The organism is Acinetobacter sp. SwsAc2 (genome assembly GCF_013391465.1).
Classification (GTDB): Bacteria; Pseudomonadota; Gammaproteobacteria; order Pseudomonadales; family Moraxellaceae; genus Acinetobacter; species Acinetobacter johnsonii.
Genome location: NZ_JACBEZ010000012.1, coordinates 53,063 through 66,523, shown reverse-complemented (window position 1 = coordinate 66,523; position 13,461 = coordinate 53,063). Strand labels below are relative to the sequence as shown.

Below are 13,461 nucleotides of genomic sequence, written 5' to 3'. Positions count from 1 at the left end.
AGAACTTAAACAAAAAACGATTAATTAGGATGACAGGTTGTTATGACGAACCTTGCGCATCAAGCGACAGAAAACCGTTCCGTAGCAGAATTTACTGAACAAGCATATCTCAATTACGCCATGTACGTGATCATGGATCGTGCCTTACCGCATATCAGCGATGGTTTAAAACCTGTACAACGCCGTATTGTGTATGCCATGAGTGAATTGGGGCTGAAACACAGCGGTAAACCCAAAAAATCTGCGCGTACCGTTGGCGATGTGCTCGGTAAGTATCACCCGCATGGTGATTTGGCCTGCTATGAAGCCATGGTGCTGATGGCGCAGCCTTTTAGTTATCGTTATCCATTTATTGAAGGTCAAGGTAACTGGGGTTCTCCCGATGATCCGAAATCATTCGCTGCGATGCGTTATACCGAAGCCAAATTATCTCAGTATAGTGAAGTACTTTTGTCTGAACTGGGACAGGGAACTTGTGACTGGCAGGATAACTTTGATGGTTCGATGAAAGAGCCTGTGACTTTACCTGCACGTATTCCGAATATTTTATTAAACGGTACCACAGGTATTGCAGTAGGCATGGCTACGGACATTCCTCCACACAACCTGCGTGAAGTCGTGAAAGGCACTATTGCCTTAATTCGTAATCCAAATTTAAGCGATGAAAAAGTTGCAGAATATATTCCTGCACCCGATTTGCCGACCAAAGCAGAAATTATTACGCCACCTGAAGAGCTGTTAAAAATACAAAGCACAGGTCGGGGCAGTTACCGTATGCGTTCGGTATATAGCATCGAAAAAAATGAAATTGTGATCACGGACTTGCCTTATCAAGTGTCAGGCTCGAAAGTTATTTCGCAAATTGCAGATCAAATGCAGGCGAAAAAACTGCCTTTGGTGAGCGATGTACGAGATGAATCGGATCATCAAAACCCAACCCGTTTGGTAATCGTACTGCGCTCAAATCGGATTGATGCTGAAGCGGTAATGAGTCACCTTTTTGCCACCACCGATCTTGAGTCGAGTTATCGGGTCAATATGAACATGATTGGTGCGGATGGCCGTCCACAAGTGAAATCGATTCGTCGTATTTTGCTGGAGTGGATTGAAATTCGAAAGGAAACTGTTACCCGTCGTCTGCAATATCACCTGAATAAAATTGAAAAACGTTTACATATTTTGGGCGGTTTGATTATTGCCTATTTAAATATTGATGAAGTGATTCGTATTATTCGTGAAGAAGAACAGCCCAAAGCGGAGTTGATGTCACGTTTTAATATTGATGATATTCAGGCCGAAGCCATTTTAGAACTCAAGTTGCGTCATTTGGCCCGACTTGAAGAAATGGAAATGCGCCGTGAGCAAGAAGAGTTAGAGGCCAAAGCTGCACTGATTCGTGAACAGTTGGCTAATCCAGAGTCTTTAAAAGCTTTGATCATCAATGAACTCAAAGATGATGCGAAAAAATATGGCGATGACCGTCGTTCACCAATCGTGCATCGAGCAGAAGCGACGGCGATGAGTGAGCAAGATTTCATGCCTGCTGATCCTGTGACCGTGGTCTTGTCTGAAGCGGGGTGGATTCGCTCAGCCAAAGGTCATGAAGTTGATGCCGAAAACCTGAACTTCCGTGCAGGCGATCAATACCTCAGTCATGCACAAGGTAAATCGAATCAGCGCGTGTATGTATTGGATGAGTCAGGACGTAGTTATGCCCTAGCCATTAATAGCCTACCGTCCGCGCGTGGGCTGGGAGAACCGTTGAGTTCAAAATTGTCCCCAGCCAGTGGCGTTGGTTTTAAACAAGTCTTCATTGCTGATGATGAAGCCGAAGTCGTGGCGCTGAGCAGTAAAGGGTATGGTTTTAAAACACAGGCAAAACAGTTAGATACCAATGCAAAAGCAGGGAAAGCCTTCTTAACTTTACCTGAAAAAGCCACAGTTATGCCGTTAACCAGTGTTGATCAGGCCACCCATTTGGCATTATTGACCTCAACGGGTCGTTTGTTGATTTTAGAGTTGTCAGAGTTGCCTGTTTTGAATAAAGGTAAAGGTAATAAATTGATACAACTTGAAGAGAAAGATCAAATTGTATTCATGACAAGATTAACGCTAGATGAAATACTGCAAGTCGTTGCAGGACAGCAGCAATTAAAATTGAAGGGTGATGACTTGCAAAAATACATAGGCAAAAGAGCATCAAAAGGGCAGTTATTACCACGTGGTTATCAAAAAGCAAATAAACTGTTAGTTCAGAGATAAAACTAGCATCCATTGATCAAAATACGTTATATATGGTATGTATGCGGGAAATGGATGCAGTATTAAGCAACACAAGTTAAATAAAGAGCGCTTAATATTGAGAACAATAGTTGAAATTTAAGGATTACTGATAGGAGAATCGGGCGATATGGAAAAAATTTGGTTCGCAGAATACCAAAAAACGGGGATTCCAGAGACTGTAGAATTGCCACCAGAAAACACGTCATTAGTAGATGTTTTTGAACGAAATTTCCAAAAATTTGGCTCTCGTGATGCTTTTATCTTTATGGATAAAGTGCTCACTTTTAGTGAGTTAGAGGAAGCAAGCCGTAAATTTGCAACATATTTACAAAGTTTGGGTCTAGCAAAAGGCTCACGTGTCGCTGTGATGATGCCGAACGTTCTTCAGTATCCTATCGTTGCTTTGGGTGTATTCCGTGCAGGTTTAGTATTGGTTAACGTCAATCCACTGTATACCGCGCGTGAACTTGAACATCAGTTAAATGACTCGGGCTCAGAAGTTTTGGTGATCATTGAAAACTTTGCCTCTGTTTACCAAGCGATTAATGGTAAAACGCCAGTTAAACATGTCGTGATTGCCTCTGTAGGTGACATGTTGGGTGCATTAAAAGGCACACTGGTGAACTTTGTATTACGTTCAGTGCGTAAGCAAATTCCAGCATGGAATATTCCTGGCCATATTCGCTTTAATGCGGCAATGTCGAAAGTTAGTGCGAGTAACTATAAGCGCCCGAACTTAACGTTAAGTGACACAGCAGTGCTTCAGTACACTGGCGGCACTACAGGGGTATCTAAAGGTGCAGAACTGACGCATCGCAACCTTGTGGCGAACATGTTGCAGTGTGACGGTATTTTCCAAAGTAAATTTGGTGCACAAGATGGTCAACCTGATGACCGCATTTTCTGTGCATTACCGCTATATCATATTTTTGCGTTCATGGTGTGTGCGATGTACGGCATGTACAAAGGCCAAGCCAACGTTTTGATTCCAAACCCGCGTGACTTACCTGCGGTGATGAAAGAATTACGTAAATATCAACCGTCATTCTTCCCAGCAGTGAATACGCTATTCAATGCTTTAGTGAACAATGAAGAGTTTAAGCAACTCGACCACAGCAAATTGAAAATGGCAATGGGTGGTGGTATGGCTGTGCTTCCTTCTACAGCAGAAGCGTGGAAGCGAATTACTGGGACCAACATCATTGAAGGTTATGGTCTATCTGAAACTTCACCTGTGGCAACGGCAAATCCGCCAGCGTCTGAAGAATTCAGTGGCACGATTGGTATTCCATTGCCATTAACTGAAGTTGCAATTTTGGATGATGATGGTAAGGAAGTTGCACTGGGTGAACAGGGTGAGATTTCAATCCGTGGTCCACAAGTGATGCGTGGCTATTGGAACCGTCCAGATGAAACGGCTAAAGTGATGACGGAAGATGGTTTCTTCCGTACAGGTGACATTGGTGTCATGGATTCTCGCGGCTATGTGAAAATTGTAGACCGTAAGAAAGACATGATTTTGGTGTCAGGCTTTAACGTTTACCCTTCAGAAATTGAAGAAGTGGTTTCAAAGCATCCTAAAGTATTGGAAGTAGCTGCCATTGGTGTACCTGATGAAAAATCAGGTGAAGTGCCAAAACTGTTTGTGGTGAAGAAAGATCCATCTTTAACCACAGAAGAAGTCTTGGCATTTGCTAAAGAGAACTTAACGGGTTACAAACGTCCGCGTTATGTTGAATTCTTGGATGAGTTACCGAAATCAAACGTAGGTAAAATCCTACGTAAAGATTTACGTAAAACAGCTTAAGTTCAAATAAAAAAAGCGCCATCAGGCGCTTTTTTTTCATGTTCGCATTTTAATTCTTCATTAACCAGCGGTCGATATAGGGACGGCCAATGCCCAAAATGCCAACAAAGGTCAGCATCGTACCACACTGACGACTGAAGGCTGGGAAAGCAAAACTACCAAAACTCAGGACATTATCGATCAGACAATAGACGGTCACTGCAAGCAACCAAGACCATAGGTTCTGACGTTTAATCCCGACCATCCAAAATGCAATGATCAGCATGACCAGTGTGCCAAGAGTCGAACCAATATTCATATTGGCACAAATGACCGCCAATAAAAATGCAGTAACGGGAAGCACAATCTTTAAAACACGATCCACTTGGCGTTGATGTTGACGCTGAATTTCGAGCACGTCGAACATTTCTTTTTGATCAGGGCTAGCCATGCTGGAGTCTCATCGGGAAATTATAAAAACACTATAATTTAACCAAATTTATCCTCGGAATGCCATGCTATGATAGCCGTCGAAATGATCTTGATGAGAAAAAACCAATGCAAAGCATTAGCGGGATTATTTATCTCATTTTAATTGCTTGTTTACTGCCTTACGTATTTACAATCATTGCTAAAAAAACAGCAGGATTTCGCGCCAAAGATAATCAACATCCGCGTGAATTTCTCGCCAAGACGACTGGTCTGGCAGCACGTGCCAATGCGGCACAGCAAAATAGCTTTGAGAGTTTACCCTTATTTATTGCCGCTATCTTAATGGCTGAATATATGGTGATTCCGCAAGTGGTCACCATGACGTTTGGTATTGCCTATCTTGTCTTTCGTGTGGTGTATGGTATTTGCTATTTGGCCAACTGGTCGACGCTTCGATCGATCGTTTGGCTGTTGTCACTGCTTTGTCCTATTTGTTTATTATTGTTGGTCATTCGACTGACGATGGGCTAAGTGCGAAACATACATATTTTCACCCAGTGGATGTATAATCGCAGAAATATTTTTTTCTCAAAAACCGTTATAATCGATGCGGTTTTTTAAAAGATTTAACTTGTTAAAGAGTGATGTTATGAGCTACAGCAATATCCCTGCGGGTAAAGATGCACCGAACGATATCTACGTGATCATCGAAATTCCTGCAAATGCAGCACCAATCAAATATGAAATTGATAAAGATTCGGATGCACTTTTTGTAGATCGTTTCATGGGTACAGCAATGTTCTACCCAGCGAACTATGGTTATGTACCAAACACCTTGTCTGAAGATGGCGACCCATTAGATGTACTTGTTGTAACGCCACATCCTGTTGCTGCGGGTTCAGTCATCCGTTGCCGCCCAGTGGGCAAACTGAACATGGAAGATGATGGTGGTATTGATGCGAAACTCATCGCTGTGCCACATGAAAAATTATCTCCATTGTATAAAGATGTTCAGGAATATACCGATCTTCCTCCGCTGTTGATCAGCCAAGTTGAGCATTTCTTTGCCCACTATAAAGATTTAGAGCCTGGCAAATGGGTAAAAATCAGTGGTTGGGAAAATGCTGCTGTTGCCAAAGAAGAAGTGTTGAAAGCAATCGAAGCTGCTAAAAAATAATTTTGAAAAAATAAAGCCTGATTTTATTACCCTAAAATCAGGCTCATAAAAAAACCGCCATTCAATTGAATGGCGGTTTTTTATGAATTGATCTAAAGTGAATTAGAACAGTTTCACAGGAATATCAAGGAATAAACGCCATTCATTGGTTGAGCCAATGACATTGCTGACATATTGACCAGAAACATTATTATAGGTATCACTTGAACGTAAGTAAGAATAGCGAACACGTAGGCTTGCATCTTTCAATGCACCTGTTTGAACTGTATATTTGACTTGGTTAAAGAACTCATGTTCTTCGGCTTGGTCAATGATTTTTGAGCGATCTGTTATTTTAGCGATATCAATATCCCAACCATAAACAAATGCAGTTGTCCAGTTTAGACCAGGTAAACCGTGATTTTTGAAGTTGTAGTTATATTGTAGCCCGACAGATTTTTCATCATTACCATTAAAGTCACCTAAATAGGAATTAGGGACATAGATACTTTGTAAACCATCAGCATTATAGCCATAGTCATACCCAGTATTACCTGTGTTATCTTGATAAGAAAGCATGACATTATGTACATCTTTGCCATAGCCCACTGAAACAGCCCAAATCGAGTTTTTGCGGTTTGCTAGATCATCTGTGGTATGTGAATCAGTGAGCGCATCTTTATCCCATTTTGTATGATAACCCATGGCATCAAGTGTTAAGGTACTCTTGTCTTTTAAGCTTTGGGTAAAGTTTACATTGGCATAATGACGTTCTAGCTTATCTTGAACATCTAAGCCATAATACGATGAATTGAGTTGATCATTAAATTTATATTTAGCACCCCAAACTACTGCACGATCAAGTCCTTGACCTGTCACATCTTTATCGGTACTAATTTGGTTTGACATTTGGTTTTTTGTGAATTTACCTGCAACCACATTTAGATTTGGAATTTCATTACTTTCAATGAAAACACCTGTGTAATACTCAGGCACTAAACGGGCTTGATTACTTGCCATGACAGGAAGTGTTGACACCTGTGTACCATAAGTCACGGTTGTGTTGGAAATACGTGCTTTCACATTGGCACCACCACGAGCCCAATGATCATAAGCAAATCCACGATCATCTACAGGAATCATTTGATTACCCGTATTATTATTCGCACCAAGCTTGAAAGATGCATCACCTACTACGCCAACACCAAAGCCAACAATACCCTTTGTAAAGCCTGATTGAAGATCAAAAATGGCAGTTTGAGCAGTTGAGCTTGTATCATTTGTTAAACCGTCTTTTTTATCACGATTTAAAAAGCCTGTGCGGAATAGCACTGATCCTTCAGCGCCTTCAACGAAACCTTTAGATTCACTTTGCTCACTCGCAAAAGCTGTTGATATAAGTGCAGTTTGTACTAAAACTGCTAATGCTAATTTTTTTGTGTTTTGCATTGGGGAGCGAACCTTATACAAATTGGATGGAAAGAGAACAGCAATTGTATAAGTAATCGCTGAAAAATTTTCATTTTTATTTATCATATTCAACTAAAGTAATGCATTTTTTTGTAAGTGATATGTTTGAAATATTTTAATTTTGGTTAAAATATTCGGTTTGCTAAAATAAACCTTTATAAAACATCGAATTATTTTTCTCCTCTTAATTCTGTTTTTTGCTATGTATTGCAGAAAATAATATATAGACTGTGAGGTCATTTTAGCTTATGAATCAAAGTGTTCAGTCATTTCTAGTCGTCTGGAATCGGTTCAGAATAACCTATACCCAGATTGGAAAATGATGAATTACACAGCAGTTGCCTAGATAAAATTGACCTATTGTTAAAAAATAGCTTTAAAATTTATGGGTATGGAATCAGTAAATGATTCATGTCTAAAGAGATTTTGAGAGCTTAAATGCATAAGAATTCACATAAAATTGCACTATTTTTAATTTTTTTCACTGGCAGTGTGTCGGTCAACGCAAGCGAGCCCCAGCAACAAAGCTCAGAAGGCGGACTCAGTGGAAGCCTTGCTGTGCTCAGTCAGTATATCTATCGTGGGGGTATTGAAAATGACCAGCCTACCCTGCAAGCAGGGCTTGAATATGAACATACATCTGGTCTATATGCAGGTTATTGGGCTTCAACACTGAATTATGATGCAGCGGATATCAGCAAAGATCACGGTGTTGAGCATGACTTTTATATGGGTTATGCACACACACTCAGTCCAGATTTAAGCTATCGGTCGCATATTGTGACTTATTTATATAATGATGGCGGCTCGGTCTATAGTGAAGATCGCACAGAACGCCGAAGTACGACTGGAGCGGAATTTGTAAATAGTTTGAGCTATAAAGACTTTGATGTAGGCGTCACGGTGGCTTTAGTGGATGTGAGCTATGCCAACGCGGGCGATACTTATTTAAGCCTTGCACATCATTATGCTCTTCCACAACACTTTCAATTCAATAGTTCAATTGGTGCATCGATTTATCGTCAGCATGATGATGCCATACTCACTACAGAGAAGAACTTTACTGTTAATGAAGTTCGCTTAGGCCTGAGTAGGCCCTTTGCAGAGACAGGGATCGAGATGTCTGCGGATTATATTTATGGTGTGCATAATCGTATGGGCGAGGATTTAGAGGACCATCTGGTGCTGGGTTTAACTTACAACTTTTAAATGTTGTAGATATGAAAAGTGCATCCAGATCGGTTGGGGATGCACTTTTTTTATGCACTTAAAAACGTACCTTCCAAAGATGAGTCTCAAAATAGCGCATATTGTAAACAATTATGTTTGCTTGATGGGCTTGGCTTCAATTCACCGCGAAGAGGTTTAACGATCAAGTTGAGTGCGAGCTCAATTTTTTATATTTTAAATAATTTTAATAAAAACAATTATTTATAATGATTTTGTAAAAGGTGTATCTGATGTTGAATTGAATGTGGCATAGCTATTGCTACTACCTACATGAGTTTATCGAAATAACCAAAAGACGTCGGATACGATGTGGGGGAATCAAACAATGAAATTTGCACTTAAAGCATTATCTTTAGCTGTGGTGGCTTCAGCTTCTACATTCACTTTCGCAGATGACGAGCCAGCATTACCGTTTGGTTTATCTTTTAGCGGAAGTGCTGCTATAACAACCGACTATCGTTTCCGTGGTTTAACTCAAACCCAAAATGATCCAGCGGTACAAGCGGGCTTTACTTTGGCGCATGACTCAGGCTTGTATTTGGGTCTTTGGGGTTCAAATGTTGATTTTGGTGAAGGTTCACCGAGTTTAGAGCTCGATCCATCGATTGGTTTTGCAACAACATTAGAAAGCTTTGCCAGCAAGCCAGTGCTTGATGTGGGTATGGTGTACTACAACTATCCAAGCGCAGATGATCTGAACTGGTTAGAGTTTTATGGCAAATTAACCTTTGCGAGTGTCTTCACTGAAGGGGATAGCCTACTGACCAATGTGAACTATACCAATGACTATGTTGCAGCAGATACAGACAGCTGGAACATTAATGCGGGTTATGCAATTCCATTTGGTTCAACGGGCTTTGGTGGCGTTGCGAATGTGGGTTATACCGTGGTCAGTGATGAAGATAAATATTCATTTGGTGATGATGACAATTATGTCGATTGGAAAGTAGGTGTGACCTATGCATTCCAGTCTATTCCTGGTGCAACAGCAGAGTTAGCAGCGGTAGGAACCAATATCGATACTGATAATCTGGATCATGTGACAGCACGTGGTGTAGAAACAGGTGCCGTGTTTACCTTAACTAAAACTTTCTAAGTTTTAGCATCTTTAAAACCCCTCTAGTCCTAAGGACTAGAGGGGTTTTTCTATGTGGAATTTAGCGATTTTTAGGCATTTTGCTGTCGGTAGGAGAGAGCTTCAGTCAAATGTCCCGTTTGAATATGCTCTGACTGGGCCAAATCCGCAATGGTTCTGGCCACTCTTAAAATACGGTGATACCCCCGAGCAGATAAGTTTAAGCGCTGTTGTGCCTTTTCAAAGATCAGCGCGGCTTGTTCATTGAGTGGCGCAAACTGTTCCAGTTGTTTGGGTGATAAGGCCATATTCAGACAGCTTTGGCGCTGTAGTTGCCATTGATAGGCCTCAATCACACGCTTCCGCACAGTCGCAGAATCTTCAACGGCTTGTGTGTCTTGCAACTCCGAGGCGTGCAGGGGAGGCACATCTATATGTAAATCAATGCGATCTAGTAAAGGCCCCGAAATTCGGTTTTGGTAGCGTTTAATCGCCTCGGCTGAGCACTGGCAACGGCTATCTTGATTAAAAGCATAACCACAGGGACACGGATTCATTGCAGCAATCAGTTGGAAATTGGCTGGAAAGGTGATCTGCCGTGAAGCACGCGAAATCACAATCTCTTTGGCTTCAATCGGCTGTCTTAAAACCTCTAAAACCTTGCGGTCAAACTCTGGTAGTTCATCTAAAAACAGCACGCCTTTATGTGCCAAAGTAATTTCACCGGGTTTGGGTTGTGACCCGCCACCGACTAAGGCAACAGCAGAAGCTGTATGGTGCGGTGCACGAAATGGCCGCTGCCCAAAAGGATGTTGATGATTGGCCACCGAGTAAATACTCGCCACTTCCAAATTCTCTTGCGTGTTCAAGGGCGGTAAAATACTGGCTAAACGTGAAGCCAATAGGGTTTTCCCTGTTCCTGGCGGTCCTTTAAATAGCAAAGAATGACCACCTGCTGCCGCAATCTCTAAGGCACGTCTCGGACGTAGTTGACCTTTAACATCGGCCAAATCAAATTTGTAATGTTGGGAGGCTTTTAGCGCCGTGGGTTGAAACTGTTGGATGAGATGGTTTTGCGACAGATGGTCACAGACTTGTTTTAAATGTTGCGCTGCAAACACTTGGAAGTTAGGCAGTTGAGAGGCTTCTTGCGCATTGGCCTCAGGTAAAATCAGTTGATGCCCAGCTTGCTGGCAGGCAATCGCAATACTTAAAGTACCTGAAATTGGTCGCAGTTGCCCATCAAGTGCCAACTCACCTATAAATTCAAAATTTTCAGTTCCTTGCTCAGGGAGCTGACCAGAGGCAATTAAAATACCCAGTGCAATCGGCAAATCCAGTCGTGAGCTGTCTTTGGGCAGGTCTGCGGGTGCAAGGTTGATGGTGAGGCGTTTGGTCGGAAACTGAAAACCACTATTGATAATGGCGGAGCGCACCCGATCTTTGCTTTCCCGAACGGCTGCTTCAGGAAGCCCCACAATGGTTAAAGAGGGTAGTCCTTGGCTCAGATGAACTTCAACTTCAACCGAAGGTGCGTGTAAACCGAGCAAAGCTCGAGTGTAAATTTTGGCAAAAGACATCTTTTGTTCCATTATAGTGCATTATTTTAATTCGTTATGCGTCTTTTGTTGCACCAAACAGGTGCTCATTTTTTGTTCTGAATGCGTAACTCTAAAGCTTCCACTTGTTTCAATAAGTCATTTAAACGCAAATTGGCATTATTCAGTGCAGTACGTTGACGCTCAATTTCATCTTTGGAAACCAAATCCATCTTGGTCACCGCTTCATTCAGCAGTGCGCGTAAATTATGTTCTAAGTCTTGTTTAGGTTGTTCGACTTGTTCCAGTATGGCTTGTAATAAAGTTTCAATCATTTCTATATCCAACAGTTGGAGACGTGACAGCAGTGTACCATTGCTGCTTCTGACTCTATAGCCTTTCAGATGAAATATGATTTCATCGATTGTAAAAAAATCATAAATCTTCGACTAAAAAACCTGAATTTTGAAGCTCAAAACGCATTTAAATGTATAGAATAGGGTATAAAGAAAACTCATGTCAGACTTTCTTTTCCCCCCAACCTAAGAATTTTTGGCATGAAATTTGAACATAAAACCTTACTGGTGAAATAAGCCGAAGGAAAACAAACATGAAGCTCGTAACTGCAATTGTAAAACCGTTTAAATTGGATGATGTGCGTGAAGCACTGTCTGAAATTGGTGTTCAAGGGATCACGGTAACCGAAGTCAAAGGCTTTGGTCGTCAAAAAGGTCATACTGAACTTTATCGTGGCGCTGAATATGTTGTTGATTTCTTACCAAAAGTAAAAATCGAAATCGCGATCAGTGATGAAATGGTCGACGCGGTGATTGAGTCAATCACACGTGTGGCTAGCACAGGAAAAATTGGCGACGGTAAAATTTTCGTCACAAATTTAGAGCAAGTCATCCGTATCCGTACAGGTGAAACAGGTGCCGATGCCGTTTAATTTGGCATGAAGTTTGCTGAGTAACACATAACTCGCACAAATTAGGTTGGGGGATACGAATGAAAAAGATGCTATTCGCGCTGAGCTTATCTGGCGCACTTTTAGGTGGTTCTGTTGCTTGGGCTGAAGAAGCAGCAACAGCGCCAACTCCATCAGAACAAGTCACAATGGTTGAAACAACGGATGTGGCTGCTCCAGCAGTACAAGCGGTTGAAGCCGTTGCTGCTCCAGTAGAAGCACCCGCACCTGCAGAAGAAGAACCAACATTAGATACAGGTGATACGGCGTGGATTTTAGTCTCCACAGCACTGGTTTTATTGATGACCATTCCAGGTTTAGCGTTATTCTACGGCGGTATGGTTCGTAAGAAAAACGTCTTAAGCACTATGGCACATAGCTTTGTTGCTGCGGCAGTGGTGAGTATTGCATGGGTTATCATTGGTTATACATTGGCCTTTGGTGAGGGCAATGCCTTTATCGGTGGTTTAGATAAGTTCATGCTGACAGGGATTACCACGGATGCGCTGACAGGGACTATTCCTGAAATTTTATTCGTCATTTTCCAAATGACTTTTGCCATCATCACCGTTGCTATTATTAGTGGTTCCATTGCAGAACGTATGAAATTCGGCGCATTTGTCGCATTCGTCGCGATTTGGGTGGTCGTGGTCTACGCACCAATTACCCACTGGGTTTGGGGCGGTGGTTGGTTAGGTAACGACGGTGCCCTCGACTTTGCGGGTGGTACTGTGGTTCACATTAACTCAGGTGTTGCAGGTTTGGTGGCTGCATATATGCTGGGTAAACGTATGGGCTTGGGCCGTGAATCTATGGCACCGCACAACTTGGCTTTAACTGTCGTAGGTGCAAGCTTACTTTGGGTCGGTTGGTTCGGTTTCAATGGTGGCTCTGCATTGGGTGCCAACGGTTCAGCAGGTTATGCATTGCTCGTGACTCAAGTAGCAGCAGCAGCAGCGGCAATCTCTTGGTTAATTACTGAAAAAGTTGCACGTGGTAAAGGTTCAGTACTCGGTGCTGCATCTGGTGCGGTTGCTGGTCTTGTAGTGATTACACCAGCAGCAGGATTTGTGACGGTCGGTGGTGCATTGGCGATGGGTCTCATTGGTGGTGTGGTTTGTTTCTGGGGTATTACCGCATTGAAACGTGCTTTAAAAGCCGATGACTCTTTAGATGCGTTTGGTTTACATGGTGTTGGTGGTATTGTCGGTGCGATCTTAACCGCATTCTTTGCCAGTGATTTCATCATGGGTGACAATGCGCCAAGTGATGTAATGCATCAGCTTTGGGTGCAAGTTGAAGGTGTGTTGGCAACAATTGCCTACTCAGCAGTATTAACCTTCATCATTTTAAAAGTGATTGACCTTGTGATTGGCATTCGTGTTGAATCGGATGATGAACGTATGGGTCTGGACTTAAGTCAACATGGTGAACGTGTAGACTAATCAAGAGAATAATAAATCAACAGTATAATCAATATATTGTGTGAAACAGCCCGAAAGGGCTGTTTTTTTTCTATATCTA

The 13,461-nt window shown here is 42.0% G+C and carries 12 protein-coding genes; 8 read left to right on the top strand and 4 right to left on the bottom strand.

The window, feature by feature from the left end; translation table 11 throughout:
- Positions 1 to 42: 42 nt before the first annotated feature.
- A complete protein-coding gene (gene parC, locus HYI04_RS07480; protein ID WP_178896044.1) occupies positions 43 to 2,262 on the top strand; it encodes a DNA topoisomerase IV subunit A in 2,220 nt (739 codons plus the stop codon).
- Positions 2,263 to 2,410: 148 nt separating this feature from the next.
- Positions 2,411 to 4,090: an AMP-binding protein gene (locus HYI04_RS07475; RefSeq protein ID WP_178896043.1), complete on the top strand. Its 1,680-nt coding sequence runs from the start codon at positions 2,411 to 2,413 to the stop codon at positions 4,088 to 4,090.
- A 49-nt stretch (positions 4,091 to 4,139) separates the two neighbouring features.
- Here HYI04_RS07475 and HYI04_RS07470 read toward each other — a convergent pair whose 3' ends face one another.
- The gene (locus tag HYI04_RS07470; RefSeq protein WP_005401008.1) at positions 4,140 to 4,520 is read right to left on the bottom strand and encodes a hypothetical protein; all 381 of its coding nucleotides are present in this window, start codon (positions 4,518 to 4,520) and stop codon (positions 4,140 to 4,142) included.
- Between the two features lie 107 nt (positions 4,521 to 4,627).
- On the opposite strand from HYI04_RS07470, the gene HYI04_RS07465 reads away from it, so the two are divergent.
- Positions 4,628 to 5,032, top strand: a complete 405-nt coding sequence (locus HYI04_RS07465; RefSeq protein WP_005401007.1) for an MAPEG family protein — start codon at positions 4,628 to 4,630, stop codon at positions 5,030 to 5,032.
- 118 nt (positions 5,033 to 5,150) lie between these two features.
- Complete coding sequence (gene ppa, locus HYI04_RS07460; RefSeq protein ID WP_005060879.1) at positions 5,151 to 5,678, top strand: inorganic diphosphatase; 528 nt, start codon at positions 5,151 to 5,153, stop codon at positions 5,676 to 5,678.
- Between the two features lie 102 nt (positions 5,679 to 5,780).
- Here ppa and HYI04_RS07455 read toward each other — a convergent pair whose 3' ends face one another.
- Positions 5,781 to 7,106 carry an OprD family outer membrane porin gene (locus HYI04_RS07455; RefSeq protein ID WP_010325681.1) on the bottom strand — a complete coding sequence of 442 codons (1,326 nt, stop codon included), beginning with the start codon at positions 7,104 to 7,106 and terminating at the stop codon, positions 5,781 to 5,783.
- A gap of 459 nt (positions 7,107 to 7,565) precedes the next feature.
- Here HYI04_RS07455 and HYI04_RS07450 point away from each other — a divergent pair, with 459 nt between their 5' ends.
- Positions 7,566 to 8,336, top strand: a complete 771-nt coding sequence (locus tag HYI04_RS07450; protein ID WP_010325682.1) for a TorF family putative porin — start codon at positions 7,566 to 7,568, stop codon at positions 8,334 to 8,336.
- Positions 8,337 to 8,682: 346 nt separating this feature from the next.
- Entirely contained in the window at positions 8,683 to 9,453 is a 771-nt protein-coding gene (locus tag HYI04_RS07445) for a TorF family putative porin (protein ID WP_159153616.1), read from the top strand.
- 71 nt (positions 9,454 to 9,524) lie between these two features.
- On the opposite strand, the gene HYI04_RS07440 is transcribed toward HYI04_RS07445, so the two are convergent.
- On the bottom strand, positions 9,525 to 11,012 hold the full coding sequence (locus HYI04_RS07440; protein ID WP_087014498.1) for a YifB family Mg chelatase-like AAA ATPase: 1,488 nt from the start codon (positions 11,010 to 11,012) through the stop codon (positions 9,525 to 9,527).
- A gap of 65 nt (positions 11,013 to 11,077) precedes the next feature.
- Positions 11,078 to 11,305: an accessory factor UbiK family protein gene (locus HYI04_RS07435; RefSeq protein WP_004692854.1), complete on the bottom strand. Its 228-nt coding sequence runs from the start codon at positions 11,303 to 11,305 to the stop codon at positions 11,078 to 11,080.
- 275 nt (positions 11,306 to 11,580) lie between these two features.
- Between HYI04_RS07435 and glnK the strand changes: the two genes are divergently transcribed.
- Together glnK and HYI04_RS07425 are read left to right on the top strand one after the other, a co-directional pair.
- Positions 11,581 to 11,919, top strand: coding sequence for a P-II family nitrogen regulator (glnK, locus tag HYI04_RS07430; protein ID WP_004281042.1), 339 nt, complete (start codon positions 11,581 to 11,583; stop codon positions 11,917 to 11,919).
- Between the two features lie 59 nt (positions 11,920 to 11,978).
- Entirely contained in the window at positions 11,979 to 13,382 is a 1,404-nt protein-coding gene (locus HYI04_RS07425; RefSeq protein ID WP_087014496.1) for an ammonium transporter, read from the top strand.
- Positions 13,383 to 13,461: the final 79 nt, after the last annotated feature.